Below are 26,918 nucleotides of genomic sequence, written 5' to 3'. Positions count from 1 at the left end.
AGGCGGTAGCCAATCGCCCAACCGGAGTCGATCATGTTGCTTTGGCGTACCTGGCTTGCCCTGTTTTGCTCCCTGCTGCTGACAACCTCCTTTTCTGCGGCAGAAACCACACCAGCCGAAACCCAAACCGGCCTGCTCTGGAAAATCGAGCGCCCCGGCCTTGTACCTTCCTGGCTGTTCGGCACCATCCACCTCTCCGATCCGGAAGTTGCCCGTTTGCCGCAAGAGGCCAGCCAGGCACTGGCCGACGCCCAAACGGTCATCACCGAGATCAAGCTGGACGACGGCAGCGAAATGCTCGCCGTCGTCAAGGAAATGCAGGCACCCAACAAGCCGCTCCCGACACTGCTGGGCGAACGCGATTTCGCGCGACTGGCTGCCGCACTGGCCAGACATGGCTACCCGGAACCGTTCGTAGCCGGGCTGCAGCCCTGGGCCGCCTGGATGCTCCTCGCCCTGCCCGCCCCTCAGGAGAATGCCGTCCTGCCTCTGGACATGCAGATTGCCAGTCTGGCCAAACAGAAAAAACTGGCCAACCGCGGGCTGGAAACCGCCGAGGAACAACTGGCGCTGTTCAAGCATATCGACCCGAATCAACTGCAGCGCCTGATCCGCTTCCAGCTCGACCATCCGCAGGAAGAATCCAGGCTGTTCGGCGAGTTGATCGCCGCCTACCGGCGTGGCGACCTGTCGGCCCTGCTGGCGCTGAGTCTGTCCACCGACGATTCCGTACCGGAAGAAGACCGTGCATGGGCCAGGAGCTGGATGCGGGAAATGAACGAAGTACGCAACCAGCGCATGGCCCAGCGCCTGCAACCGATACTGGCCAACGGCGGCGCCTTCGTTGCCGTCGGCGCCCTGCACCTGCCCGGGCCGGAAGGGTTGATTGCGCTCCTGCGGACACAAGGCTACCGCATCACGCCAACGCACCGCCCTGCAACGACGACCCCTCTTCCGCAGAAGGAGCCCTCCCATGCATTACCTCACGCTGCCGGGAACTGATCTCAGCGTCTCCCGTCTCTGCCTTGGCACCATGACTTTCGGCGAGCAGAACAGCGAAGCAGAAGGTCACGCCCAGCTCGACCGCGCCATGGCCGCCGGCATCAACTTCATCGACACCGCCGAGATGTATCCGGTCCCGGCCAAAGCGCAAACGCAAGGCGCCACGGAACGCATCGTCGGCACCTGGCTGAAAAAACAGCCGCGCGACAAGGTCATCGTCGCCACCAAGGTCGCCGGCCCCAACCGTGGCCTGGAATGGATGCGCGGCGGGCCGCAACTGACCCGCGCCCAGATCGTCGAAGCCTGCAATGCATCGCTCGAACGTCTGCAGACCGATTATCTCGACCTGTACCAGATCCACTGGCCGGCCCGTTCGGTGCCGATGTTCGGCGAGACCTACTACGACCCGAGCAGGGAAAAGCCGGATACGCCAACGCTCGAAGAGCAGCTTGCAGCACTGGGCGAGCTCGTCGCCGCCGGCAAGGTGCGCTACGTGGGCGTTTCCAACGAAACGCCGTGGGGCGTAAGCGAATGCGCGCGACTGGCGCGCGAATCGGGATTACCGCGCATCGCCACGATCCAGAACGTATTCAACCTGATCAACCGCACCTTCGAAGCCGGACTGGTGGAAACCTGCCACCGCGAACAGGTCAGCCTGCTGGCCTACAGCCCGCTCGCCTTCGGCCTGCTGTCCGGGAAATACGTTGGCCACGAGCAGGCGCCGGGCCGCATGTCGCAGTTCCCGCAATTCGGCATCCGCTACCGCAAGCCGGAAGTGAACGGCGCGGTTGCCGCCTATGCCGAACTCGCACGCGCACACGGGCTGACGCCGGCGCAACTCGCGCTCGCCTGGGCAACCCGGCGCTGGTACGTGGCCAGCACCATCATCGGCGCGACCAGCATGGCACAACTCGAAGAAAATCTGTCCTGCCAAGAAGTGACGCTCACTCCGGACCTGGAAGCCGCCGTCGAGGCGATCCACCGCAAAAGCCCGAGCCCGGCAATGTAGAAAAAACGGCGCAAGAACTGCGCCGTTTTCTTTTCCGTGGTGTTTCAACGCCCTAGCATTGAAAGCCTAGTGGTCTGCCCCGTAAATGGCGGAACATAATGAAAGCGCCGGATTTGTACGGCTGGGTAGGCGCGAACCGCAGCGATAGCCAGCTATCGCGAGGATGAGCAACAACGCCAGACGGACAAAGACAAGTTTTCATGTTTCGTTATTTACGGGGCAGACCACTAGCCTCGTATTTCCTGATGATCGCCCGATATTCGGGAGTGCGCTTGAAGCGCTCCAGGGCTTCTTGCAGCCGCTGGGCATCGGCTTCCGGGGTTTGGCGGGAAGTCACGAACCAGAGCGGAAGATCGGCAATCGTCGTGCGCTGAAGCTCGCCGATATGCGGCAGGAACTCGTCCTTGTATCGGCCATTCAGCATCGCCTTGATGGCCGGGTCGGCCTCCATGCGCTGGGTCAGCAATACGTCGACCCGCCCCGAAAGCAGTTTCATGAAGTTCCGGTCGGTATCGGGTGCCGAATCCAGCGCAGCGCCGGAATTCTTGAGAAAAGATTCCGAAGCGCTGCCGAGCTTGACTGCCACCCGCGCCTTCCTGGCCCCGATCTCCCCATAGCTCGAATAAACGTGGCGACCTTTCAGGGTATAGGCGTACACCTTGTCGGTGTAGATCATGGACAACCACCGCCATTGTCCTTCCCGTTCCGGGGTTCGCGCCAACAGGACCAGAATGGCCCCCGGTGCGTCCTTTGCCTCTATTTGCGCCCGCGCCCACGGCACGGGCGGTGCAACCTTCACCGGCAAACCGGCGCGCCTGAAAGCCCCGGCCGCGATCTCCATCATCAATCCGGTCGATTCTTCCAGCGTCGGTCCGATCCTGACCATGTATTCGCCGATCGGCGAGGCATGGACCGTGAATTCAACCGCCTGCACCCTTGCAGTCAGCGCCAGCAAGACGGACAGGAGGAAAAGATGGTTTTTTTTCGACATGATTCCGTTCGGAGTCCGGGATGGAAGCTGTTGCACGGAGTATGACAGGGCTTTGGTACGAAACAAATACAAAAACGGCGCCTCGATGTGCGCCGTTTTTGTTGAGAGAAACACGGGTTATTGTTGCTTGTTTTCCCCGAGCAACGATTCGATCTGCTCACCAGGAATCGCGCCCGGCACCAGGCGTCCGCTGGAGAACACCAGCCCCGGCGTACCGTTGATGCCGAGCTTTTCACCGAGCTGGATATTCTTTTCCACCGGGTTTTCGCAATCGCCCTTGCCTTCCGGCAGCTTGCCGTTCAACGCCCAGTTGGTCCAGGCTGCAGCGCGGTCCGGCGCGCACCAGATCAGGCGCGACTTGCGCGCGGCATCCGGGTGCAACTGCGCCAGCGGCATCAGGAAGGTATAAATGGTGACATTCTTCAGATCCTTGAGCCCTTCCTGCTCCAGCTTCTTGCAGAACGGACAATCCGGATCGGAAAACACCGCCAATTGGCGGCTACCGTCGCCGCGCACGACCTTCACGGCCTGCTCCAGCGGCAGCTTGGAGAAATCGACCTTGCGCAGCTCAGCCATGCGCTCTTCCGTCACGCTCTTGCGCTTGGCCACATCCACCATGTCGCCGAAGATCAGAAACTCGGCCTTGGCATCGGTATAGACGATCATGTTGCCGGCCAGCACCACCTCGAAGACACCCTTCATCGGCGAGGCATTCACCGCAGTGATTTCCTTGCCCTGCAACTGCTTGGCCAGCGTGGCCTTGACGGCTTCCATCTGCTGCTTGGGGCTTTCGGCCGAAGCGGAGCAGGCAGTCAGCCCGATCAGGCCGGCGGCGACCAAACTGCGGCTCAGTTGTTTGAGATTCATGTTTTTTCCTTGTCAGTAGTTCTCAGCCTGGCGAATGAGTTGCCGTTTCAGCCATTCCGACTGGTTGGCCGTCCCCAGACCGAAATTCCGCGCGGCCTTGAGGAACGGATTCTTGTTATTGAACAATTGCTGCAGCCCGTGACACAAGCCCTGCATCAGATACACCGGTTCGCGCCGCGCCCGCTCGTAACGCCGCAACACGCTCAAATCACCGCAGCGGCACACTTCTTCGGCAAGCAGTATGCCAGCAAGTTCCGCGGCATCGCCAAATCCAAGGTTGACGCCCTGACCGGCGAGCGGATGCACGGTATGAGCGGCATCGCCGACCAGCGCCACGCGCGGTGTAACGATGTGCGGGACATGATTGAGACGCAAGGGAAATGCCGCTGGCGGGGTGATCGTTTGCAAGCGGCCTAGTTTGCCGCCGCCCGCTTCCGCCACCCGCGCTGCGAGTAGCTCGCCATCCAGCGCCAGCAGTTCGTCTTTCAGGCTTTCCGGGCACGACCAGACCATCGAGATACGGTCGCCCGGCAACGGCAGCCAGGCCAGCACGCCATCCTCGCGGAACCACTGGAATGCGCAGCCGCGATGAGCGCGCTCGACGGCGAAATTCGCCACGACGCCGAACTGCCGGTAGTCATGGGTCTGCGGCTCGATGCCCAGTTGGCGGCGCACCCACGATTGCGCGCCATCAGCACCGATCACGAGCCGCGCCGACAAGCTGCGGCCATCGGTCAGCTCAAGGCGGGCGACATCGGGCTCGACCGTCAACTGCACGGCCTGCACGGCGGTGAGCAGCGAGACATTGGCTGCGCCTTCCAGTCCCTGCCACAGCGCCCGTTGCAGCTCGCGGCTTTCCAGGATCGTGGCAAGTTGCGGCAACCCGGCTTCCAGCGCCTCGAAGCGCAGCGCTGCGCCTTCGTCGCAGAAAATCTGCATGGCCTGCACGGCCAGCAACCGCTGACGATCCATGCCCTGCCAGGCTCCGATGTCTTCCAGCCAGCGCCGGCTGGCGCCGTTGATCGCATAGATGCGCGAATCCCAGCTTTCCGGCGCAAAGGTCTGCTCCAGTGGACTGCCTTCGAGCAGCAGCACCGAGTACGGCGAATCTTTCAGCGCCAGCGCCAACGCGGCGCCGACGAGGCCACCGCCCACGATCAGGATATCGGTGTCGAATTCACTCATCCAAAATCACTCACCACAGAGACACTGAGGCACAGAGAGCGAGTAGGTCGGAAAAGCGAAGCGCCTTCCGACGTTTGTATTTCATGCGTCGGATGGCGCCTGGGGCTTATCCGGCCTACGCCGACTGAGATTGCCAAGCTTATTGGAAACGATGTGGGAGCGGATGCAATCCGCGAACATGACACTTCAAACTGCCACCTTATCGCGGATTGCATCCGCTCCCACAGTATCGATTACGCGCCCAGCGCAGCAAAAACCTGGTCGCGGATGGCGTCGACTTCGCCCACGCCGTTGATCTTCACGTATTTCGGCGCCTTGGCATCGCCGCCAGCGGCCAGCTTGCCATAGTAGCCGACCAGCACTTCGGTCTGCTCGTGGTACACATCCAGACGCTTCTTCACGGTATCTTCGGCATCGTCGGCACGCTGGATCAGCTCCTCGCCGGTTTCGTCATCCTTGCCCTCAACCTTCGGCGGGTTGAACTTGACATGGTAGGTACGGCCCGAAGCCACGTGCACGCGGCGGCCGGCCATCCGTTCGATGATCGCAGCATCCGGCACGTCGATTTCCACGACATAGTCGATGTCCACGCCGGCATCTTTCATCGCCTCAGCCTGCGGAATCGTGCGCGGGAAGCCGTCGAACAGGAAACCCTTGACGCAATCGGGCTGGGCGATGCGCTCCTTGACCAGGCCGATGATGATGTCGTCGCGCACCAGGCCGCCCGCATCCATGATCGCCTTGGCTTCGAGACCCAGCGGTGTACCTGCTTTCACCGCGGCACGCAGCATGTCGCCGGTGGAAATCTGCGGAATGCCGAACTTGTCCTTGATGAAGTTGGCCTGGGTGCCCTTGCCTGCGCCGGGGGCGCCAAGAAGAATCAAACGCATGGTTTTTCCTTGTCGTAAAAAGTCAAAAAAACTGTTTAAACCCAATCCCTCACCACAGAGACACAGAGGAGGGGAGAAAAACAAAAAAGGGCTCGAACCTTCTGTCTTCGCACTTCTTCGTGACCTTGGTGCGCTTCGAGGTCAATGTTTTGTTCTATTTGAATGCCAACCGGACCCGCTCCAGGTCTTCCGGGGTATCGACCCCCGCCGCCGGGGCATGATCGGTCACGAAAACACCGATGCCGTGCCCGTGCCAGAGCACGCGCAACTGTTCCAGCGCTTCGATGCCCTCGATCGGCGAAGCTTCCAGATTGCGATAGGCGCGCAGGAAGCCGGCGCGGTAAGCGTAGATGCCGACATGGCGCAGCGCGCCGAGATCGGCTGGCAGCGCAGTCTTGTCGGCAGCAAAGGTATCGCGCGCCCAGGGAATCGGCGCACGGCTGAAATACAGCGCCCGACCGGCCTTGTCGAGCACGACCTTGACCACGTTCGGGTTGAAGAAATCGCTTGCGGATTCGATGGGGTGCGCCGCAGTAGCCATCGGCAGAGCAGAATCGGCCGCCAGTCGCGCCGCCACGGCATCGATCAGGCGCGGATCGATCAGGGGTTCGTCGCCCTGCACGTTCACCACGATGGTGTCGTCGGTCAGGCCAAGCAGGTCGGCGGCCTCGGCAAGGCGCTCCGTACCGGAGGCATGATCGAGCCGGGTCATGACCGCCTCGAAACCGTGCGCTTGCACTGCGGCCAGGATGCGCGCATCGTCCGCAGCGACCACAACGCGGCTCGCCCCGGAAAGCGCGGCGCGTTCGGCCACGCGCACGACCATCGGCTTGCCGTGGATGTCGGCGAGCGGTTTGTCGGGCAGGCGCGTGGACTTCATCCGCGCCGGGATCAGCGCGACAAAGCTCATGAACGGACTTCCTCGTCCGCGGCCAGTTCGCGCGCTTCGCCTTCCAGCATGACCGGAATGCCATCCTTGATCGGATAGGCCAGACGGTCCCCCTTGCAGATCAGTTCCTGACGGGTCTTATCGAAGACCAGCGGCCCTTTGCAGACCGGGCAGACCAGAATTTCAAGCAGCTTTGCATCCATGACGTATTCTCTCTTCCAGCCAGCCGGCCAGATCGGGTTCCAGCCGGGCACGCACCGGCAAAACCCGGATTTTATCACCGAGCGCGCCCAAGCCGGGCAGCGCCGCGAGTTTTACCGCATCCTTTTCCGTGACCAGAATCAGATCGGCATCGGGCAGATCTCCCGCCGCAAAGGCGTGGTGATCCGGGAAAGGGTGCTCGCTGAAGTTCAACCCCAGTTCGCGCAGCGTGGCAAAGAAGCGCGCTGGATTGCCGATTCCACACACCGCTGCCAGTGTTTTTCCGGACAGCTCCGCTTGTTCGCAGACTTGCCGGTCGGCAAGCCGGTAGAACCGGCCGGCTTCGAGTTTCATGCGAAAGGCCCGCTCATGCCGCAGCATATCGCCGTCGCCGTTGACCACGACGGCATCGGCCGAATCCAGCCGCGAAACCGGTTCGCGCAACGGCCCGGCCGGCAACGGCAGACGGTTGCCGAAGCCCCGCGCGCCATCGACCACGCACAGCTCGATATCCCGCGCCAGACGGTAATGCTGCAGACCATCGTCGCAGAGAATCACGTCGGTATCCGGGAGCGCCATCAGCAGCGCCTGTCCCGCCGCGAAACGGTCCGGGCAGACGAAGACCGGAACGCCGGATGCGCGCGCCAACAGCAGCGGCTCGTCGCCGCACAGCGCCGGATCGGTCTGCGCATCCACAGCCAGAGGCGTCACGCTCTTGCCGCCATAGCCGCGCGAAACGATGCCCGGATGCCAGCCACGTGCCGCCAGTTGCTGCGCCAGATGCAGCGTCAGCGGCGTCTTGCCCGCGCCACCGGCAGTCAGGTTACCGACGACCACGACGGGCACCGGCAGGTGCTGCACCTTGAGCACGCCGCAGCGATACAGCCCCCGGCGCAACATCGCGATCAGCGCAAAGAGCCCCGCCAGCGGCAGGAGCAGCAGCGCCGGCAAGGAGAGCGGCCGATACCAGGTACGTTCAATCCATCGCATGCGAAACAAAAACGGGGCTTGCGCCCCGTCCCTTGATATTTCTGTATGTCACTTGCCCGCGCTCGTCTGCGTGGCAAAGGTCAGCTTGCCGAACCCCGCCGCGCGCGCCGCCTCCATCACGTTCACCACGCTCTGGTGGCTGGCCTGCGCATCGGCATTGATCACCACCATGGGATCGGGATTGCTGCCCGCAGCACGGCGCAGCACCAGCGCGAATTCCTCGGGCCCGGCAAAAGAGACCGGGGTATCGTTCACGGCATACTGGCCGTTTGCCGACACGGCCACCTGGATGTTCTGCTTCTGCTCAACGCTCTTTTCTGCCTCCGCCTTGGGCAGATTGATCTTGAGCTCGGCAAAACGCGAGTAGGTCGTGGAGGCCATCAGGAAGATCAGCACCACGAGCAGCACGTCGATCAGCGGTACGAAGTTGATTTCCGGCTCTTCGCGCATGCGGCCTTTGCGAAATTTCATCTGCTAAGCCCGCCTCAGTTGTTGCGTTCGCCGTGGACCACTTCCACGAGCTTGACGGCCTGCTGTTCCATTTCAACGATGTAGCCATCCACCAGCGAGCGGAAGAAGCGATAGAACATCAGAGCCGGAACGGCGACCATGATGCCGAACGCGGTATTGTAGAGCGCCACCGAAATGCCGTGCGCCAGTGCAGCCGGATTGGTGCCGCTCGCCGGCGTTTGCGCGCCGAAGATTTCGATCATGCCGATCACGGTACCGAACAAGCCAAGGAGCGGAGTGACCGCAGCCAGCGTGCCGAGCATGGAGAGATAGCGCTCCAGATCGTGCGCCACCGCGCTGCCGACCTCTTCGATCGACTCCTTCATGATCTCGCGCGAGCTTTTCACGTTCTTCAGGCCGGCGGCAAGCACCCGTCCCAGCGGGGATGAAGCCGACAACTGCGAGAGTTTTTCCGCCGACACGCCATTGGCGCGGTAATCCTGCACCACCCTGGCCAGCAGCCCGGCCGGCAGCACCTGCGACTTGCGCAATGTCAGGGAGCGTTCGATGATGATGGTCAACGCAGCGACCGAAGAAAAAATGATGAACCAGATCGGCCAGCCTGCAGCCTGGATAATGGCGAACATGTCAAACTCGTTGGGGCTGTTGCAAAACAGGCGTAACTTTAGCCCGATTACCCGATTCGGGGAAGGGGGACGGCGGCAACCCCGCATCGGCAAAGGTTTTTTTCAGGTTGCCCACATTTCCTGTGGATAATTTTGTGGAATACCTCTTGAAACAGGGCGCAAACCCGCATCCAGGCTGCGCCCGCAACAGATTGCCGCTTTTTTACACTCCAAATCAAAACACATAAAAATCAACAAGTTAACGGCAAAAATTCAACTACACTCTGGCCAAACTGCCATAATCCATACGCCACAAGGGTTTTGTGGATTAATCGACCCGAAAAAGACTGAAACATGTACTTGTCAAGCCCCTCAGGCATCATTTCCGTCACCGAACTCAACCGACAGGCGCGCCAGTTGCTGGAAGGTGCATTCCCCGTGCTGTGGGTGGCAGGTGAAATCTCCGGCTTCAAACGCTACGATTCCGGCCACTGCTATTTCACGCTGAAAGATGCCGGTGCGCAGGTGCGCTGCGTGATGTTCCGCAACCGTGCCGCACTGCTTGATTTCGCCCCGCGCGAAGGCACGCGCGTCGAAGCACGCGCCGTGGTGTCGCTCTACGAAGCCCGCGGCGATTTCCAGCTCACCATCGAAGCCTTGCGCCCCGCCGGGCTCGGCGCCCTGTTCGAGGCTTTTGAAAGACTGAAGCGCAAGCTGGAAACGGAAGGCTTGTTCAGCCCCGCCAGAAAGCGCCCCCTGCCCACCTTCCCGCGCGCCATCGGCATCGTCACCTCGCCCGCCGCTGCGGCTTTGCGCGACGTGCTGACCACCTTGCGGCGGCGCATGCCGGGGCAGCCCGTCATCCTCTACCCGACCGCCGTGCAGGGCGCAGACGCCGCGCAACAGATCGCCCAAGCCATCCGCACCGCGGGCGAGCGTGGCGAAGTCGATACGCTGATCGTCTGCCGTGGCGGCGGCAGCATCGAAGACCTGTGGTCGTTCAACGAGGAAATCGTCGCGCGCGCGATTGCCGCCAGCCCGATTCCGGTCGTCAGCGGCATCGGCCATGAAACCGATTTCACCATCGCGGATTTCGTGGCGGACCTGCGTGCGCCCACGCCGACTGCCGCAGCCGAACTCGCCACGCCGGACCGCAATGCGTTACTGGCGCGGCTGGAACATCTGCGCCACCGTTTGGACAACACCATGACGCGGCAACTGCAACGGCACATGCAACGGCTCGACCTTGCCGCTCGCCGCCTGCAGCACCCTGGCGAACGGCTGGCACGCCAGCGCGAGCGCCTCGTACTCCTCACGCAACGCCTGCACGCCGCACCGCGCCGCCAACTGGAAACCCGCCGCTTGAAACTGGATCAGGTCGCTCTGCGCCTGACGCAACGCCGCCCCGACACCACCCCGCTTTTTGCCCGGCAGGATGCATGGCGAATCCGTCTTGCCGGCGCCCTGCCGCGACAACTGGAAAACCAGCGTCACCGCCTCACCACGCTCGCCGCCCGCCTGCATGCCCACGACCCGCAATCCCCGCTGCAACGCGGCTACGCCTTGGTCACTCACGCCGACGGCACTTTGCTGCACAGCGCCTCCGATGCGCACTGCGGGGAAGAAATCACGGTGCACTTCGCTGGGGACTCCTTGAAAGCCAGGGTGCTTGCCCCTCGCTGATCCTTCAACGACTTGGAGATTGCCCCCTCCCGGACTCCGGGTCTCTGTGGTGATTGCCATTCCGCCTGTAAAATCGCATTTTTGAATTTGGCAGACACCCGATGAAAGCACTGGTCGCCGTCAAGCGCGTGCCGGATGGCAACGTCCCGTTACGCTTCAAACAGGATGGCTCCGGCATCGATCCGGCCGGCATGCCGATGCGCATCAACCCGTTCGACGAATCCGCGCTTGAAGCCGCCGTCCGGCTCAAGGAATCCGGCCATCTGACCGAGATTATTGCGGTGTCGATCGGTCCGGATACGTGCAATGAAACGCTGCGCCATGCGCTGGCTCTGGGAGCAGACCGCGCCATTCGCATCGAATCCGAGCAGGTACTCGAACCGCTGGCCGTCGCCAAACTGCTGCAGGCGCTGGCTGAGCGCGAACACCCCGATCTGGTCCTGCTCGGCAAGCAATCCAGCGATACGGACCAAGCCCAGACCGGGCCGATGCTCGCCGCGCTGCTCGGCTGGCCGCAAGGCGCGTTCGCTTCAGCGCTGGCTTTTGAAGACCAGAAACTTGTCGTGACGCGCGAAATCGAAGGCGGACAGGAAGCACTGGCTCTCGCGCTGCCTGCCGTCGTCACCGCCGATCTGCGGCTCGCTAATCCGCGCTACCTGAAATTGCCGCAACTTCTGCAAGCCAAGAAGAAACCGGTCGAGGCGCTGACCTGCGTCGACCTGGGGCTAGAACATTTCGCCTCCCGCCAGGAGTTGCTGCAAGTCAGCGCCCCTCCGCCGCGCCAGCCGGCCCGCAAGGTTTCCGATGCCACCGAGCTATTGACGTGCTTGCGAGAAGAAGGGCTGTTGAACGACACGCCCAAGACCGAGTTGAAACTGGAGACAACCACCGCCCAAGGCCGTGCATTGGTTCTGGCCGAACATGAAGGGGGCCGGCTGCATCCCTCCGTTCGCCATGCCGTCGGCGCGGCACGCTGTCTCGCCAACGAAGTTGTTCTTCTCGTGGTTGGCGAAGCCGTTCTTGCAATAGAGGCCGCTACGCTGGCCGGTGTCAGCCGTGTTCTGCACGTCGATGTCGCGCATTTTGCTCAAACGTTAGCCGAGGATCATGCCCCCTTGCTGGCACAAGCGGCGCGCGATTTGCAAGTCGATACCGTTCTCGCCGCAGCGACTCCGTTCGGCAAGGCGCTCCTGCCCCGCGCCGCCGCCCTGCTTGATAGCGCCATGCTGTCCGATGTCGTGCAAATTCTCGCGCCCGACCGCTTCGTACGCCCGATCCATGCCGGCGAAGCGCTGGCCACGATCCGCGATACGCAGCCGCTCAGGATCATGAGCGTACGCCCGGCCGCGTTTGCACCAGTCGCCGATCAAGCCGCGGTCTCCATCGAGTCGCTGGCGACACCGGCCCCAGCCGGGAAGGCATGCTGGCTCAGTACCAGCCAGCCGGAGCGCAACCGCCCCGCGCTTGCCGATGCGCGCATCGTCATCGCAGGAGGACGGGGGCTCGGTTCTGCAGCGCAATTTCGTGCCCTGATCGAACCGCTCGCCGACCGCCTGAACGCCGCCATCGGAGCCACCCGCGCCGCGGTCGACGCCGGGTTCATCGGCAACGATCACCAGATCGGCCAGACCGGCGCCATCGTCGCCCCGGAGTTCTATTTCGCCATCGGGCTCTCCGGCGCGGCGCAGCACCTCGCCGGCATGCGCGACAGCCGCGTGATCGTAGCCATCAACAGCGACCCGGCGGCGCCGATCTGCCGGCATGCGGATTACGTTCTGGAGGGAGATTTGCAGCGCATCCTGCCGGAGTTGCTGGCTTTGCTGGAGAAGTAATTCGCGGGTCCATTCCAGTAGGCGAGCGAGCCAAAACAGGTGGCAGGAGGTCGAAGCGCAGGAACCGGAATGGTCATGCGAGACCATGAGGATTCCGGGCGCCGCCCGACTGCCAGATGCGAAGACGTAGCCGTCTACCCGCGCGGATGATGCTCGGCGTGCAGCGACTTCAGTCGCGCTGCAGCCACCTGGGTATAGATTTGCGTCGTGGTGATGTCGGCATGCCCGAGCAGCATCTGCACCACGCGCAGGTCCGCGCCGTGATTCAAGAGATGCGTGGCAAACGAATGGCGCAGTGCGTGCGGGGTCAACTGGTGGGCTGCAATGCCCGCGGCTGCGGCATATTGCTTGATAATGAACCAGAAGCCCTGCCGGGTCAGCACTTCGCCGCGCTGGTTCACGAAGGCCTGGGGCAACTGCCGCCCCGCTATCAGCAGCGGGCGCGATTCCTTCAGATAGCGCGCCAGCCAGTCGGCGGCCGTTTCACCCATCGGCACCAGCCGCTGTTTGCCGCCCTTGCCCGCCAAGACCTGCACGAATTTTTCCCGCAGATGGATTTGTCCGAGCGACAGGCTCACCAACTCCGAAACGCGCAGACCGGTGGCATACATCAATTCCAGCATGGCGCGATCGCGCAAGCCGGCTGGCGTTTTCGCATCAGGCGCACCAAGCAGGGCTTCGATGCGCGTCTCGGCAATCGCCTTGGGCAAGGGGCGAATACGTTGCGGGGAGTGCAGATCAAGCGTGGGATCAACCTGCAGGCGACCATTGTGCAGCCAGTGGCGATAGAACTTGCGCAGGCTCGCCATGCGCCGTGCCAGCGTCGCCGCCTTGGCTCGCCCCGCCTCGAAAGCCAGATAGGCCTGCACGCACTCGCGGTCGGCCTGCATCACCCCCCGCGCGCGCTCGGACTGCAACCAGCCAGCCCAGATCGCCAGATCGCGCCGGTAACCAGCCATGGTATTGGCCGACAGCCCTTCACCCAACCAGGCCGCATCGAGAAACTCGTCGATCAGCGCCCGCTCGGTCTCAGGAACAGGGTATTCAGCAGCTGCGCTCATGGTCCAGTAGCCAGCGCTTGATCGGCAACCAGTCCTGCCCGCCGCGCTTGGCATTGAATCCACCCAAGCCTTGCGCCGCTACCACTCGGTGACAGGGGATCACCAGCGGCAGCGGATTGGCGCCACACGCTCCGCCCACCGGGCGCGGGGCGGAATCCAAGGCATTGGCGATTTCGGTATAGGTCTTCACCTCGCCGCACGGAATCGCCGCAATCTGCAGCCAGACCTTGCGCCGGAACTCGGTGCCTTCCAGCCGGTACGGCAGCGAAAACTCGAAAGCCGGATCGGCAAACCAGGCCGCAAGCTGGCGCCCGGTTTCCTGCAGCAGCGCACTCTGCGGCGCCCGCGCCACGGCCTGCGGACCAAGGAACTCGATCCGGGTCAGAACCCCGGCTGTTTCCTGCAGCCCCAGAAAGCCCACTGGCGAAGCAATGACTGCATCAAAGTTTTCGGTCATGGCGCACACCTCCCTGCCAACATTGTGCCATGTACGGACGTAAAAAAACGCAGCCCGGAAGAGCTGCGTTTTCGAAGGACCGGTCTGTAGCTTACGCTGCGGTCTGAGCCTTGCGTGCCGGCAGCTTTTCCTTGATACGTGCGGACTTGCCGGAACGTTCGCGGAGGTAGTACAGCTTGGCACGACGCACGTCACCGCGACGCTTCACTTCGATGGAAGCGACCAGCGGGGAGTAGCTCTGGAAGGTACGCTCAACGCCGGTGCCGGCGGAGATCTTGCGCACGATGAAGGAGCTGTTCAGGCCAGCGTTACGCTTGGCGATCACGACACCCTCATAGGCCTGCAGACGCTCGCGGTTGCCTTCCTTGACCTTCACTTGCACGACGACGGTGTCGCCGGGTGCGAATTCGGGGATGGTCTTGCCGAGGCGGGCGATTTCTTCCTGCTCGAGTTGTTGAATCAGGTTCATTGTTGTTGCTCCAACTGTGAAGCTTGTTCCTTCTGGGCATCCGCGGATGCCTTTTCTGCCTGGTATTCGGCCAGAAGACGAGCTTCCTCTTTTGATAGCCGGCGCTCTTTCAGGAGATCCGGGCGACGCAACCAGGTGCGTCCCAGCGATTCCTTCAGGCGCCAGCGCCTGATCAGTGCATGATTGCCGGACATCAACACATCCGGCACTTTCATGCCCTGATATTCTTCTGGACGGGTGTAATGCGGGCAATCCAGCAGCCCGTCCACAAACGAATCTTCTTCTGCGCTCGCCGCGTGGTTCAACGCGCCGGGCAATTGCCGCACGATGGCGTCAATCAACACCATGGCGGGCAATTCTCCGCCGGATAGCACATAATCGCCGATCGAAATTTCCTCGTCGACCTGGCGTTGCAACACACGTTCGTCCACGCCTTCGTAGCGCCCGCACAGCAACACCAGCCCGGGCTTGGCCACCAGCTCCATGACCTTGTCATGCGTCAGCGGCTTGCCTTGCGGCGAGAGGTAGACCGTATGCGGTTCAGCTCCAGCTGCGCGTTGCCGTGCCTTACCGGCAGCAACTGCGGCCTCCAGCGGCTCCGGGATCATGACCATGCCGGGGCCGCCGCCAAACGGACGATCATCGACCCGACGGTAGTTGTCCGTCGCGTAATCGCGTGGATTCCAGGACTGCAGATCGAACAAGCCCAGTTCCGCAGCCCGCCGCGTTACGCCATGCTGTGTGACCGCTCCGAACATTTCCGGAAACAGCGTCACCACATCGACAAACAGCGTCATTTAGTAATCCAGTCCCCAGTCGACCGTGATCAGCTTTGCATCACGATCCACTTTAAGGACGATGGCTGCGACAAACGGCAGCAGCCGCTCGGTCTCGCCATCCTTGATCACCAGCACGTCGTTGGCACCGGTGGCAAACAGACGCTCGACCACGCCGAGACGCTCTTCCTGCGTGTTACGGACTTCCAGGCCGATCAGGTCGACCCAGTAGTATTCGTCGTCGTCCGGCTCGGGCATTTCGCTGCGCGGGATGGCGATTTCGCATCCCTTGAGCGCGAAAGCCTGATCGCGGTCGTTGACGTTTTCGAGCTGAGCGGCGAGCTTCTTGGTATGCACTCCACCCTCGATCAGGGTGTAGGGCTTCCAGTTGCCGTCGCGCCCCAGCCACCAAGTCCGGTAATCGAACAGGCTGTCGGCATATTCAGTATCCGCCACCACGTTGATCCAGCCGCGAATACCGAAAGGCCCGCTGACATAACCCATGACCGTCAAATCCTCGGGGACTGACGTCATCATGGAAGCCGGCGAGCCTTTTCCTGCTTTAACCACGGCCAAATCAGGCAGCCTTGTAGCCCTTGAGCAGGCGAGCCACGGAGTCGGACGGCTGGGCGCCAACGCTGATCCAGTGGGTCACACGATCCATCGCGAAGCGAACGCCTTCCTGGCCTTCGGCAGCCTGCGGGTTGTAGAAACCCACGCGCTCGATGAAGCGACCGTCGCGACGGTTGCGGGAGTCGGTCACCACGACATTGTAGAACGGACGGTCCTTGGCACCGCCGCGAGCAAGACGAATCACAACCATTTTTTTACCCTAGCCCTTGTATGGGAAAGTGAAAACGAAATCGGAAAAGCCGGAGATTGTACGCCGCAATCAGCACACAGCGCAAGAATCTCATGCAGCTCAATGAATTACATACCGGGGAGCATGCCTTTCATGCCCTGCATGGCCCGCATCATCTTGCCCATGCCGCCCTTGCTGAACATCTTCATCATTTTCTGCATGTCCTCGAACTGCTTGAGCAGACGATTGACTTCCTGCACTTGCACGCCCGCCCCGAGCGCAATCCGGCGCTTGCGCGAAGCCTTGATCAGATCGGGATTCTTGCGCTCGGCCGGAGTCATCGAATTGATGATACCTTCCAACCGGGACACACTCTTGTCGCTGACTTGCGGATTGCCCGCAGCCATCTGCGACAACTGTCCGGGCAGTTTGTCCATCAGCGCATTAACCCCACCCATCTTCTTCATCTGCTGGATTTGCGACTTGAAGTCTTCGAGGTCGAAGCCCTTGCCGGACTTGACCTTCTTCATCATCTTCAGCGCTTCTTCCTGATCGACGGTCTTCTGCACATCCTCGATCAGCGACAGTACGTCGCCCATGCCCAGCACGCGGGACGCCATGCGATCCGGATAGAACGGCTCCAGCCCGGAGAGCTTTTCGCCCACACCGATGAACTTGATCGGCTTGCCGGTCACGTGCCGCACCGAGAGCGCCGCACCGCCACGCGAATCGCCGTCGAGCTTGGTCAGGATCACGCCGGTCAGCGGCAGCGCTTCGTTGAAAGCCTGCGCGGTATTGACCGCATCCTGCCCCTGCATGGCGTCGACGACGAACAGGGTTTCGACCGGCTTGACCGAGGCGTGCAACGCCTTGATTTCGGCCATCATGGCCTCGTCGATCGCCAGACGGCCGGCCGTATCGACGATCAGCACATCGTGAAAATGGCGCTTGGCATGATCGAGCGCGGCCAGAGCAATCGCCTCGGGCTTTTGCCCCACCTCGGACGGGAACCATTCCACTTCCAGTTGCGCCGCCAGGGTTTTCAACTGCTCGATGGCCGCCGGACGATACACGTCGGTGGAAACCAGTAGAACCTTTTTCTTCTGCGACTCCTTCAACAGTTTCGCAAGCTTGCCGGAGGTCGTGGTCTTGCCCGCGCCCTGCAAACCGGCCATCAGCACCACCGCCGGCGGCACCGCAGCCAGATTGAGCGCATCGTTCTGCGCCCCCATCAGCTTGGTCAACTCTTCATAAACCACGCCAATCGCGGCCTGCCCCGGCGAAAGACTGCCGATCACTTCATGGCCGAGCGCGCGCACCTTGACATCGTTGATGAACTGCTTGACCACCGGCAAGGCAACATCGGCCTCCAGCAAGGCCATGCGCACCTCGCGCAAGGCATCCTGAATATTGGATTCAGTCAGACGCGCCTGGCCACGCAGGGTTTTGACGACACCGGAAAGACGGCTGGAAAGATTGTCGAGCATGATTCCCTCTCTTATGCAGGCGCAGAACAACCTGCATCAATATGACGCTTTTTGAATCGAGTGATTCTACCCGAAGTCAGGCTCCGCAGAAGACTCCCATCCACTGACATCGCACAGCACGACGTTTGACAGCCACCGGCCACCATCCGATCATTCGCCTGTCGACACCTCCTACCCACAAACCGTGGAAGATACGCCGCTCGCCATCCTTTTCATCGCCCTGGTGTCCTGCCTCATCGCTTCGGGCTTCTTTTCGATGGCGGAAACGGCCATGATGGCAATCAACCGCTACCGCTTGGCCGGACGCGCGCAATCCGGCTACGGCCCGGCGCTACGGACCCAGCAGCTGCTACGGCAAACCGACAAGCTGCTGGGCGTCATCCTGCTCGGCAACAACTTCATCAATTCCGTCTCGGCATCGCTCGCCACCGTCATCAGTTTCAAGTTGGCCGGACAAAACGAAGTGGCTCTGGCCATCGCCACTTCGCTCGTCACTTTTGCCATCCTGATTTTCAGCGAGGCCACCCCCAAGAACATCGCGGCGCGCCATGCCGAGCCCGTGGCCTATGCCGCAAGCTACCCACTCGCCTTCCTGCTGAAACTGCTTTATCCCGTGGTCTGGTTTGTAAACCTGTTCGTGACCGGGCTGTTGCACCTGCTGCAGCTGCACAACGGAAACGACAAAGATCATGCCCTGTCACCGGAGGAGTTGCGACTGCTGGTACTGGAGTCGGGGCACTACATGGAAAAAAAGCATCATTCCATCCTTCTGAACCTGTTCGAGCTATCCAGCATCACGGTCAACGACGTCATGACCCCGCGCCACATGATTGAATCGATCGATCTTAATGCGTCCTCCGAAGCCCTGCGCGAAGCGCTTTTTACCTGCCACCACACCCGCCTGCCGGTTCACTGCGGAGACCCCGACAACATCATCGGCATCCTGCATGCGCGCAAGATCCTGTCCATGCGCGAAGAGGGCTTCAGCGCAGACGACCTGCGCGAAATCATGCGCCCGGCCTATTTCGTCCCCTCCGGAACCCCGCTGTTCACCCAACTGCAGAATTTTCAGGAAAATCGCCGACGGCTTGGCCTGATCGTCGACGAGTACGGCGAACTCCTGGGGCTCATCACCCTGGAAGACATTCTTGAGCAGATCATCGGCGAATTCACGACCTCCGCGCCGACTACCAGCGCGCGAGCAGAGATTCAGGCCGACGGCAGCTTCTTGCTCGACGGAGCCTCGCCCCTGCGGGAAGTCAACCGGAAATTCGGCACGCACTTCCCCCTCGACGGCCCCAAAACGCTCAACGGGCTGGCGCTTGAACACCTCGAAGAAATTCCGGATGCGGAAACCTGCCTGGTCATCGCCGACCAGCGCCTCGAAATCGTGCAAACCCAGGGGCGCAGCATCAGGGTCCTCCGGCTGATTCCCCCTCCGGAAAGTTGATACATCTGCTAGACTTGACAGGGGTTTCATGCCCCTTTCGGCCAATATGTGCCTTTCCAGAACACTGACAGAAGAATCGAGAAAGAACGACAACGATGGCAGCTCCCAACCTTTCCGGTCTCGCCCGCCTGCTGGTGCAGCACGGGCGCTTGCTTGAAGCCGATGCCGAGGCTCTGCAGGAAGCTGCCACGAGTTCGAAAATACCGTTCATTGAGCAACTCGTACGCAGCAAGAAAATGACTGCCCGCAGCATCGCCGAGTTCAGCTCGCAGGCATTTGGCTATCCGATGCTCGACCTCGACCAGATTGACCCCGGCTACGTTCCTCAAGGCGCGCTCGACAACAAGGTCATCCTGTCGCAACGCATCGTACCGCTGTTCAAGCGCGGCACCGCCAAGATTTTTATCGGCATTTCCGACATCACCAACATCCAGGCCATAGAAGAAGTCCGCTTCCAAACCGGCCTGCAGGTTGAACCCATCGTCGTCGAAGACCCGAAACTCGCCGCGATGATCGAGAAGATCGTAGAGGCATCCGGTGCCAACATCAAGAACATGGTCATGGATGTGGCGGACCTGGAAATCACCGGCGGCGAAGAAGAATCGCAACAGGACAGCGGGGTCAACACCGACGTTGACGACGCGCCCGTCGTCAAGTACATCCAGAAAATCCTGTTGGACGCGATCAACTGCGGCGCATCCGACATCCATTTCGAGCCGTACGAAAAGTTCTATCGCATCCGCTACCGCCAGGATGGCATGCTGCGTGAAATCGCCCAGCCACCGCTGGCATTCAAGGAAAAAATCGCCTCGCGCATCAAGGTCATCTCCAAGCTCGACATCTCGGAGAAACGCGTTCCACAGGACGGACGCATGAAGTTGGTACTATCCAAATCCCGCGCCATCGACTTTCGCGTTTCCACCCTGCCGACCCTGCACGGCGAAAAAATCTGTATGCGTATCCTGGACCCCACATCGGCCACGCTGGGCATCGATGCACTGGGCTACGATCCGGATCAGAAAGAGCTGCTGCTCGACGCCGTGCGCCGCCCCTACGGCATGGTACTGGTCACCGGCCCGACAGGCTCGGGCAAGACCGTTTCGCTTTACACCTGCCTCAACATCCTGAACAGCCCGGACATCAACATTTCCACGGCAGAAGACCCGGCGGAAATTAACTTGGCCGGTATCAACCAGGTCAACGTGAACGAAAAAGCAGGGCTGACTTTTGCTGCCGCGCTCAAGGCCTTTCTACGCCAGGATCCGGACGTCATCATGGTCGGCGAAATCCGGGACTACGAAACCGCAGATATTTCCATCAAGGCAGCCCAGACCGGCCACATGGTTTTTTCGACACTGCATACCAACGACGCGCCCACCACGCTGACCCGGATGCTCAACATGGGCGTCGCACCATTCAACATCGCCTCGTCAGTCATCCTGATCACCGCCCAACGCCTTGGGCGGCGGCTGTGCCCGAACTGCAAGGCTCCTATCGACATTCCCGAAGAAGCCTTGCTTGATGCCGGACTGACAGAGGCCGATCTCGACGGCAGCTGGACCGCTTACCGCGCCGTAGGCTGCGATGTCTGCAAGGGAACCGGCCACAAAGGCCGCGTCGGCATTTATCAGGTGATGCCTATCAGCGATGAAATCAACCGCATCATCATGCGCAACGGCAACGCCATCGACATCGCCGACCAGGCGAAACGGGAAGGCGTGCGCGACCTGCGCCAGTCAGCCCTGATCAAATTCAAGCAAGGCCTGATTTCCCTTGAGGAAGTCATGGCCATCACCAACGAATAAACTGCAAGCCGGAGGTTCCCATGGCCATCCAGACCAAAGCGCCCGCCACTCTCAAAGTCAAGGAATACACCTTCCGCTGGGAAGGCAAGGACAAGGCGGGCAAGGTCATCAAGGGAGAAATGCGCGCCGGTGGCGAAGCGGTGGTAAAAAACACGCTACGGCGTCAAGGCATCAACGCCACCCTCGTCAAGAAACAACGCACCAGCTCTGGACGAAGAATCAAAGATGAAGACATTGCCATGTTCACCCGGCAACTGGCGACCATGATGAAGTCCGGCGTACCGTTGCTCACGACGTTCGATATCGTCGCCAAGGGGCACAGCAACCCCTCGGTCACGCGGCTGCTCATGGAAATCAAGAACGACATTGAGACCGGTTCATCACTCACCCAGGCATTTCGCAAACACCCGGCCTATTTCGACGCGTTGTACTGCAATCTGGTCCAGGCCGGTGAACAGGCGGGTATTCTCGATACCCTGCTGGCCCGACTCGCCACCTACAAGGAAAAAATCCTCAGCGTCAAAAAGAAGATCAAGTCGGCCATGTTCTACCCGACTGCCGTCATTATCGCGGCCTTTGTCATCACCGCGGTCATCATGATTTTTGTCATCCCGGCCTTCAAGGATCTTTTCTCGAGTTTCGGTGCCAGCCTGCCCGCACCGACGCTCTTTGTCATGGCGCTGTCCGATTATTTCGTCAGATACTGGTGGTTGATATTCGGCAGTATCTTCGGCGGATTCTATTTTTTCATGAAAGCCTGGCGGCGCTCCGAGGCGATCCAAATCTTCATGGACCGACTGATTCTCAAACTCCCGGTCTTTGGCGAAATCGTTCGCAAAGCCACACTGGCCCGCTGGGCCCGCACCCTTTCCACCATGTTCGCCGCCGGCGTACCGCTGGTCGAGTCGCTGGATTCAGTTGGCGGGGCTTCCGGCAACCACCTCTACAAGGTCGCTACCAAACGCATCCAGTCCGAAGTCGCGACCGGCATCAGCCTGACCATCGCCATGCAGAATGCCGACGTATTTCCCAACCTGATGCTACAAATGACCGCGATCGGCGAAGAATCCGGTTCGCTGGATTCGATGCTGAGCAAGGTTGCCGATTACTATGAAGAGGAAGTCGACAATGCAGTGGAAGCGCTTTCCAGCTTGATGGAGCCGATCATCATGGTGGTTCTTGGCGTCCTGATCGGCGGCTTGGTCGTCGCCATGTACCTCCCCATCTTCAAAATGGGCCAGGCGGTGGGTGGCTGATGGATATCATTCTTCACGATCCGGTATTGCGCTTGGCCGCGCTCTCGGTTCTGGGTCTGCTCATTGGCAGCTTTCTGAACGTCGTCATTCACCGCGTCCCGGTCATGATGGAAAACAGTTTCCGGCACGAATGCAGTTGCCTAGACCTGCCGGCCGACAGCGAATATCCGCCCCCGCCAAGATACAATCTGGTCTCTCCGCGCTCGGCATGCCCCCATTGCGGACACGCCATCAGTGCTCTGGAAAACATTCCCGTCTTCAGCTGGCTGTTTCTGGGGGGTAAATGCCGCCAATGCAAGGCACCAATCAGCATTCGCTATCCACTCGTCGAACTGTTGACTGCCATCGTTTCCGGATGGATTGCATGGCGCTATGGCGCCTCCTGGCAAATGGCCGGCGCCTTGCTGTTTGCCTGGTTTCTCATCGCCTTGATCTTCATTGACGCGGACACCAGTCTGCTGCCAGACAGCCTGACCCTGCCCCTCGTGTGGCTGGGACTGCTTTTCAACCTCGGAGGCACCTTCGTTTCGCTCAACGAAGCCGTCATCGGAGCCATGGCCGGTTACCTTTCGCTCTGGTGCGTATTCTGGCTTTTCAAGCTGCTGACCGGAAAAGAAGGTATGGGTTACGGTGACTTCAAGCTCTTGGCTGCTCTTGGCGCCTGGCTGGGATGGAAAATGCTGCCCGCGATCATCCTGCTGTCTTCAATTACCGGAGCCGTACTCGGCATCGTCATGATCTTGCTAGCACGGCACGGTTTCGGCAAACCCATGCCGTTCGGCCCGTATCTCGGCATCGCGGGCTTCATTGCCATGCACTGGGGAGCGCCCTTGCTGGGCTGGTATGGTTTCTAGCCGTCTGGTTGTCGGACTGACGGGGGGAATCGGCTGCGGCAAGAGCGTCGTGGCCGAAGAGCTTGCTCGGCTTGGAGCACAAGTCATCGATACCGATCAGATCAGCCACGCCTTGTCCCGCCCCCCGTCCCCGGCACTGCAACGCATCGTTGACAGATTCGGTCCCGCTTTCATTGCCGCAGACGGCAGCATGGATCGCGACCGGATGCGAGCACACGTTTTTTCCGACGCGACGGCCAGAAAAGCCCTGGAAGACATTTTCCACCCGCTGATCCGGCTGGAAATCGTGCATCAGCTTGCAGAGCAAATCCGGGGCACGCCATATAGCGTCCTGGTTGTTCCCTTGCTTTTCGAGGCCCCAACCTTCCTCGAATTAACCAAGCAGGTCCTCGTCGTCGACTGCGCCCCTGAACGACAAATTGAACGGGTCAAACAACGCAGCAGATTGAGCCAGACCCAAATTGCTTCCATCATGGCAGCACAAATTTCGCGGGAAGAGCGCCTGAAACGCGCCGATGCCGTGATTGAAAACAACGGCACTTTGCTTGAATTGCACGAACAGGTCTGCAAATTTCATCTCCGCTGCCTGCAACTTGCAAAAGGATTGCAATAATGGGTTTTCAAACCTGTTGTCATGCTGCAGAATTGCGTATCTTTGTCCGGTGGTGATGCCGTGACCCATTACGAATTCCCGACCAACGAGCGCATTCGCACCCTGCTGCGACTGGAAGACATTTACGACCGCACGGCGTTCTACGTCGCGCGCGAGCACGCGCTCGATCATCACACCGCGCTCTTGGGAATTTTCGAGATCATGGAAGTAGCCAGCAGGGCCGACCTGAAGTCGGACCTTCTGCAGGAATTGGAACGGCAGCGCCAATCGTTGTCCGCGTTGCGCAACAACCCCCACATTTCCGAAGAAGCACTGGACAAGGTGCTCTCCGAAATAGAAACCACACACAGCCGCCTTTTGGACATGACCGGAAAATTCGGTCAGCACTTGAGGGAAAATGAATGGCTGATGGCCATCAAACAGCGAACCAGCATCCCGGGTGGCGTCTGCGAGTTCGACTTGCCTTCCTACTATTACTGGCGCCAACAGCCGGCAGACCACCGCAGAGTCGATCTGCAACGCTGGTTTGAACCGCTCCTGCCCATCAAGCATGCCTTGGATATCGTACTGCGGCTTCTGCGCGATTCCTGCAAAACCAGCCAGTATGTTGCCAAGAACGGCGCTTTCCAGCAGATGTCCGGCGGTAAAACCGTGCAGATGCTGCGAATAACCCTTCCCTCCGATCTGCCTGCGGTTCCGGAGCTGTCAGCCAATCGCTATGCGATCAACATCCGCTTCATCGTCCCCGCCACGTCCGGCGAACGCGCCAAGGTGGTCGAATCGGACATCCATTTTTCGCTCGGTTACTGCAATCTGTGAACACGTCCTATCGCGAAGTATCGTGCCCACAATGCGGCGCACCTGCCCTCTTCCATCCCGACAATACCTATCGCCCGTTTTGTTCTGCGCGCTGCCGCCTGATTGACTTGGGGTTGTGGGCCGACGAGCAATACCGCATCCCCGCCGATCTCCAGCCTTCCGACCCCGAGGATAATCAGTAGCAGTCCACGGACTGATACTGGCGCAAGGCAGGGACCTGGAACCGCGCCCCGTCCTCCAGACGAACGCCGGTCAGCATTCCTCCCCAGACACACCCCGTATCCAGCGCCCACAAGTCATCGCGCAACACCAGCCCCAGCGCAGACCAGTGCCCGCAGATGATCCGCCGACCGACAATAGCCCTTCGCGGGAACTCGAACCACGCCCTGCGGCCGGGTGGAGCCTGATCCAGCTCCCCTTTGAACTTGAGGTCGAGAGCGCCCGCATCGTCAACAAGACGCATGCGGGTAAAGGCATTGACCGCCAAACGCATCCGTTCCATCGGGCCCAAACCGGGCGTCCAGGCATTGGGCTTATTGCCATACATGTGCATCAGGAAATGTGCGTACGTGGAGCCGGCCAGCGTTGCAGAAACCTCCTGCGCCAACCCTTGGGCGGTTTCTTCATCCCAAGCTGGCAGAATGCCCGCATGCACAATGAGCCCCTCCGGCTCGCTTAACAACAAAGGTTGACGGCGCAACCAATCCAGCAGCGCACCCGCATCAGGCGCCGCCAGCACCTTGTCTAGCGTGTCTTCCTTCTTGCAGCGCGCCGCACCAACACTGCAAGCAAGAAGATGCAAATCGTGATTTCCAAGCACCACCGAAACATGATCGCACTCACTCATTGCCCAGCGCAGCACTTCGAGCGAAGAGGGGCCGCGGTTGACCAGATCGCCAACGATGAACAGCCGGTCTTTTGTCGGTACATAATCCATGCGCTCAAGCAACAACATCAATTCATCGAAGCAACCCTGGACATCGCCGACAACATAACGTGCCATAATGAATAAAAATCCTTGTCTCTTCAGGAGTCACGATGCTCAACGCACCGCTACCTGACTTGAAAAGCTGGACACACCATTTTTCCCAGCAAGAAATTCCGGTTTTGTCCTCTACGCTCGCCCGGATGCACGATTTGCACGGACGCATCGATGATATCGGCATCCGCGACGTCGCACATCTGGTACGGCATGATCCGCTATTGTCATTGCGGTTGATCCGGCATCTCGAATCCCATCGCCACGCGTCCCAAGTCACCGACGTTACCACGCTAGACCGCATTCTATTGATGATAGGCTTGGGCGGTTTTTTCCGCACCTTTGGCCACGCGCTGACACTGGAAAGTAAATTGGCAACCCAACCCCAAGCCCTGGAAGGCTGCCGACGCGTATGCAGCCGGGCTCACCTTGCAGCCAAATTTGCAGAAATGATCGGAAGCCGTCGTCACGATCTGGATCCGGAGGAAGTCGCCACGGCAGCATTGCTGCACAACACCGCAGAAATCCTGCTCTGGACCGAAGCGCCGTCGCTGTCCACCGAAATTTCCAGTCTGCTCATGAACAATCCGGGCATGCGTAGCCGCGATGCCCAGATACAGGTTCTCGGCATCACGCTGCACGACCTGCACATGGAGCTGCTCAACACCTGGCACTTGCCCAAGCTGATGCAGCACCTTCAGGACGAGCGCTACGCCAATGAGCCCCGAGTGCGCACCGTTTCGGTCTCAACCGCCCTGGCGCGCCACCTCAACAACGACTGGCAAGACCCTGCCCTGCCGGACGACTACCAGATCGTTGCCGACCTCATCGGAGTCGACCCCGAAACAGCATACAAACTAGTCCAGCGCCAAGCCCTGAATGTCGCCCGCGAATGGGAGTGGTTCGGCGTACCGCCGGCGGCAGCCAAACTCGTCCAATGTTCATGATGGCAAAACGTCTTTCGACAAACAAAGCCCCCGGATTTTCCGGGGGCTTTGTTTCATGCCAGCATCGGTATCAGAGCGAAACCGTCGCCGCCACCTCGCTGAACTCCGCAATCCGGTCGAAGTTCATGTAGCGGTACACCTCGGCGGCCTTCTCGTTCACGGCGCTGACCCGCTCCATGTACTCGGCCGGGGTCGGGATTTTGCCCAGCAGCGCACACACCGCCGACAGTTCGGCCGAGCCCAGGAACACTTGTGTTTCCAGCCCCAGGCGGTTCGGGAAGTTGCGTGTCGAGGTGGAGATCGCGGTGCTCCCCTTCCTGATCTGCGCCTGGTTGCCCATGCACAGCGAGCAACCCGGCGGTTCCATGCGCGCGCCGCTGCTGCCGAGTACGGCGTAGTAGCCTTCTTCGGCGAGAATCATGGCGTCCATCTTGGTCGGCGGGGCGATCCACAGCCGAGTCGGGATGTCGGTCTTGCCGGCGAGGACCTTTCCAGCAGCGCGGAAGTGGCCGATGTTGGTCATGCAGC

At 60.6% G+C, this 26,918-nt stretch carries 30 protein-coding genes and 1 pseudogene; 13 read left to right on the top strand and 18 right to left on the bottom strand.

The window, feature by feature from the left end:
* Positions 1 to 33: 33 nt before the first annotated feature.
* On the top strand, positions 34 to 1,002 hold the full coding sequence (locus tag BMZ36_RS08395) for a TraB/GumN family protein (protein ID WP_091194445.1): 969 nt from the start codon (positions 34 to 36) through the stop codon (positions 1,000 to 1,002).
* Positions 974 to 2,011 carry an aldo/keto reductase gene (locus BMZ36_RS08390; protein WP_091194442.1) on the top strand — a complete coding sequence of 346 codons (1,038 nt, stop codon included), beginning with the start codon at positions 974 to 976 and terminating at the stop codon, positions 2,009 to 2,011. The genes BMZ36_RS08395 and BMZ36_RS08390 overlap by 29 nt, the downstream gene beginning before the upstream one ends.
* A 208-nt stretch (positions 2,012 to 2,219) precedes the next feature.
* Here BMZ36_RS08390 and BMZ36_RS08385 read toward each other — a convergent pair whose 3' ends face one another.
* The 9 genes from BMZ36_RS08385 to BMZ36_RS08345 all read right to left on the bottom strand — a co-directional run bounded on the left by BMZ36_RS08385 (position 2,220) and on the right by BMZ36_RS08345 (position 9,121).
* Complete coding sequence (locus tag BMZ36_RS08385) at positions 2,220 to 3,002, bottom strand: substrate-binding periplasmic protein (RefSeq protein ID WP_091194440.1); 783 nt, start codon at positions 3,000 to 3,002, stop codon at positions 2,220 to 2,222.
* 117 nt (positions 3,003 to 3,119) lie between these two features.
* The gene (locus tag BMZ36_RS08380; RefSeq protein ID WP_091194438.1) at positions 3,120 to 3,869 is read right to left on the bottom strand and encodes a DsbC family protein; all 750 of its coding nucleotides are present in this window, start codon (positions 3,867 to 3,869) and stop codon (positions 3,120 to 3,122) included.
* A gap of 12 nt (positions 3,870 to 3,881) precedes the next feature.
* Positions 3,882 to 5,054: a UbiH/UbiF family hydroxylase gene (locus tag BMZ36_RS08375; RefSeq protein WP_091194435.1), complete on the bottom strand. Its 1,173-nt coding sequence runs from the start codon at positions 5,052 to 5,054 to the stop codon at positions 3,882 to 3,884.
* A 233-nt stretch (positions 5,055 to 5,287) separates the two neighbouring features.
* Entirely contained in the window at positions 5,288 to 5,944 is a 657-nt protein-coding gene (gene adk / locus BMZ36_RS08370) for an adenylate kinase (protein ID WP_091194432.1), read from the bottom strand.
* A 154-nt stretch (positions 5,945 to 6,098) separates the two neighbouring features.
* The gene (gene kdsB, locus BMZ36_RS08365) at positions 6,099 to 6,854 is read right to left on the bottom strand and encodes a 3-deoxy-manno-octulosonate cytidylyltransferase (protein WP_091194429.1); all 756 of its coding nucleotides are present in this window, start codon (positions 6,852 to 6,854) and stop codon (positions 6,099 to 6,101) included.
* Positions 6,851 to 7,036: a Trm112 family protein gene (locus BMZ36_RS08360; protein WP_091194427.1), complete on the bottom strand. Its 186-nt coding sequence runs from the start codon at positions 7,034 to 7,036 to the stop codon at positions 6,851 to 6,853. Before BMZ36_RS08360 ends, kdsB begins: the two co-directional genes overlap by 4 nt.
* On the bottom strand, positions 7,017 to 8,024 hold the full coding sequence (lpxK, locus tag BMZ36_RS08355) for a tetraacyldisaccharide 4'-kinase (protein ID WP_091194424.1): 1,008 nt from the start codon (positions 8,022 to 8,024) through the stop codon (positions 7,017 to 7,019). Before lpxK ends, BMZ36_RS08360 begins: the two co-directional genes overlap by 20 nt.
* 48 nt (positions 8,025 to 8,072) lie before the next feature.
* Positions 8,073 to 8,495 (bottom strand): ExbD/TolR family protein, encoded by a 423-nt coding sequence (locus BMZ36_RS08350; RefSeq protein ID WP_091194421.1) that lies wholly within the window; start codon positions 8,493 to 8,495, stop codon positions 8,073 to 8,075.
* A gap of 14 nt (positions 8,496 to 8,509) precedes the next feature.
* Positions 8,510 to 9,121, bottom strand: coding sequence for a MotA/TolQ/ExbB proton channel family protein (locus BMZ36_RS08345; RefSeq protein ID WP_091194419.1), 612 nt, complete (start codon positions 9,119 to 9,121; stop codon positions 8,510 to 8,512).
* Between the two features lie 333 nt (positions 9,122 to 9,454).
* Between BMZ36_RS08345 and xseA the strand changes: the two genes are divergently transcribed.
* The 3 genes and pseudogenes from xseA to BMZ36_RS14650 all read left to right on the top strand — a co-directional run bounded on the left by xseA (position 9,455) and on the right by BMZ36_RS14650 (position 12,615).
* Entirely contained in the window at positions 9,455 to 10,783 is a 1,329-nt protein-coding gene (gene xseA / locus BMZ36_RS08340) for an exodeoxyribonuclease VII large subunit (protein WP_091194416.1), read from the top strand.
* A 101-nt stretch (positions 10,784 to 10,884) separates the two neighbouring features.
* Positions 10,885 to 11,622: pseudogene (locus tag BMZ36_RS14655) on the top strand (electron transfer flavoprotein subunit beta/FixA family protein); the annotation flags it as partial.
* Entirely contained in the window at positions 11,602 to 12,615 is a 1,014-nt protein-coding gene (locus tag BMZ36_RS14650; RefSeq protein WP_245747852.1) for an electron transfer flavoprotein subunit alpha/FixB family protein, read from the top strand. The pseudogene BMZ36_RS14655 and the gene BMZ36_RS14650, both read left to right, overlap by 21 nt.
* A 134-nt stretch (positions 12,616 to 12,749) precedes the next feature.
* Here BMZ36_RS14650 and xerD read toward each other — a convergent pair whose 3' ends face one another.
* The 7 genes from xerD to ffh all read right to left on the bottom strand — a co-directional run bounded on the left by xerD (position 12,750) and on the right by ffh (position 17,667).
* Positions 12,750 to 13,676 carry a site-specific tyrosine recombinase XerD gene (gene xerD, locus BMZ36_RS08330; protein ID WP_091194410.1) on the bottom strand — a complete coding sequence of 309 codons (927 nt, stop codon included), beginning with the start codon at positions 13,674 to 13,676 and terminating at the stop codon, positions 12,750 to 12,752.
* A complete protein-coding gene (locus BMZ36_RS08325) occupies positions 13,660 to 14,133 on the bottom strand; it encodes a methylated-DNA--[protein]-cysteine S-methyltransferase (protein WP_091194407.1) in 474 nt (157 codons plus the stop codon). The genes xerD and BMZ36_RS08325 overlap by 17 nt, the downstream gene beginning before the upstream one ends.
* A gap of 91 nt (positions 14,134 to 14,224) precedes the next feature.
* A complete protein-coding gene (gene rplS / locus BMZ36_RS08320) occupies positions 14,225 to 14,602 on the bottom strand; it encodes a 50S ribosomal protein L19 (RefSeq protein ID WP_091194404.1) in 378 nt (125 codons plus the stop codon).
* Positions 14,599 to 15,399 (bottom strand): tRNA (guanosine(37)-N1)-methyltransferase TrmD, encoded by an 801-nt coding sequence (gene trmD / locus BMZ36_RS08315; RefSeq protein WP_373277408.1) that lies wholly within the window; start codon positions 15,397 to 15,399, stop codon positions 14,599 to 14,601. Before trmD ends, rplS begins: the two co-directional genes overlap by 4 nt.
* Entirely contained in the window at positions 15,400 to 15,915 is a 516-nt protein-coding gene (gene rimM / locus BMZ36_RS08310; RefSeq protein WP_245747848.1) for a ribosome maturation factor RimM, read from the bottom strand.
* A gap of 40 nt (positions 15,916 to 15,955) precedes the next feature.
* On the bottom strand, positions 15,956 to 16,201 hold the full coding sequence (gene rpsP / locus BMZ36_RS08305) for a 30S ribosomal protein S16 (RefSeq protein WP_091194401.1): 246 nt from the start codon (positions 16,199 to 16,201) through the stop codon (positions 15,956 to 15,958).
* 107 nt (positions 16,202 to 16,308) lie between these two features.
* On the bottom strand, positions 16,309 to 17,667 hold the full coding sequence (gene ffh / locus BMZ36_RS08300; protein WP_091194399.1) for a signal recognition particle protein: 1,359 nt from the start codon (positions 17,665 to 17,667) through the stop codon (positions 16,309 to 16,311).
* Between the two features lie 184 nt (positions 17,668 to 17,851).
* Here ffh and BMZ36_RS08295 point away from each other — a divergent pair, with 184 nt between their 5' ends.
* The 7 genes from BMZ36_RS08295 (at position 17,852) to BMZ36_RS08265 (ending at position 24,646) form a co-directional block, all read left to right on the top strand.
* Positions 17,852 to 19,117: an HlyC/CorC family transporter gene (locus BMZ36_RS08295; RefSeq protein WP_091194396.1), complete on the top strand. Its 1,266-nt coding sequence runs from the start codon at positions 17,852 to 17,854 to the stop codon at positions 19,115 to 19,117.
* Positions 19,118 to 19,212: 95 nt separating this feature from the next.
* On the top strand, positions 19,213 to 20,922 hold the full coding sequence (pilB, locus tag BMZ36_RS08290; RefSeq protein ID WP_091194394.1) for a type IV-A pilus assembly ATPase PilB: 1,710 nt from the start codon (positions 19,213 to 19,215) through the stop codon (positions 20,920 to 20,922).
* Positions 20,923 to 20,942: 20 nt separating this feature from the next.
* Entirely contained in the window at positions 20,943 to 22,178 is a 1,236-nt protein-coding gene (locus tag BMZ36_RS08285; RefSeq protein WP_091194391.1) for a type II secretion system F family protein, read from the top strand.
* Positions 22,178 to 23,032: a prepilin peptidase gene (locus BMZ36_RS08280; protein ID WP_091194389.1), complete on the top strand. Its 855-nt coding sequence runs from the start codon at positions 22,178 to 22,180 to the stop codon at positions 23,030 to 23,032. Before BMZ36_RS08285 ends, BMZ36_RS08280 begins: the two co-directional genes overlap by 1 nt.
* Positions 23,022 to 23,645, top strand: a complete 624-nt coding sequence (gene coaE, locus BMZ36_RS08275) for a dephospho-CoA kinase (RefSeq protein WP_091194386.1) — start codon at positions 23,022 to 23,024, stop codon at positions 23,643 to 23,645. The genes BMZ36_RS08280 and coaE overlap by 11 nt, the downstream gene beginning before the upstream one ends.
* 60 nt (positions 23,646 to 23,705) lie before the next feature.
* Entirely contained in the window at positions 23,706 to 24,464 is a 759-nt protein-coding gene (gene zapD, locus BMZ36_RS08270; RefSeq protein ID WP_091194669.1) for a cell division protein ZapD, read from the top strand.
* Entirely contained in the window at positions 24,461 to 24,646 is a 186-nt protein-coding gene (locus BMZ36_RS08265; RefSeq protein ID WP_218142674.1) for a DNA gyrase inhibitor YacG, read from the top strand. The genes zapD and BMZ36_RS08265 overlap by 4 nt, the downstream gene beginning before the upstream one ends.
* On the opposite strand, the gene BMZ36_RS08260 is transcribed toward BMZ36_RS08265, so the two are convergent.
* Entirely contained in the window at positions 24,640 to 25,467 is an 828-nt protein-coding gene (locus tag BMZ36_RS08260) for a symmetrical bis(5'-nucleosyl)-tetraphosphatase (RefSeq protein ID WP_091194381.1), read from the bottom strand. The two genes, BMZ36_RS08265 and BMZ36_RS08260, sit on opposite strands and share 7 nt — an antisense overlap.
* A gap of 35 nt (positions 25,468 to 25,502) precedes the next feature.
* Here BMZ36_RS08260 and BMZ36_RS08255 point away from each other — a divergent pair, with 35 nt between their 5' ends.
* The gene (locus tag BMZ36_RS08255; protein ID WP_091194378.1) at positions 25,503 to 26,390 is read left to right on the top strand and encodes an HDOD domain-containing protein; all 888 of its coding nucleotides are present in this window, start codon (positions 25,503 to 25,505) and stop codon (positions 26,388 to 26,390) included.
* A 70-nt stretch (positions 26,391 to 26,460) separates the two neighbouring features.
* Here the strand turns inward: BMZ36_RS08255 and BMZ36_RS08250 are convergent.
* Positions 26,461 to 26,918: aconitase family protein (locus BMZ36_RS08250; protein ID WP_245747845.1), on the bottom strand; the 458-nt coding region annotated here is incomplete at its 5' end.

The organism is Formivibrio citricus, from assembly GCF_900115065.1.
Taxonomy (GTDB): Bacteria; Pseudomonadota; Gammaproteobacteria; order Burkholderiales; family Chitinibacteraceae; genus Formivibrio; species Formivibrio citricus.
The sequence above is the reverse complement of the archived record's forward strand: the minus strand, read 5'-3'. Positions and strand labels throughout refer to the sequence as shown.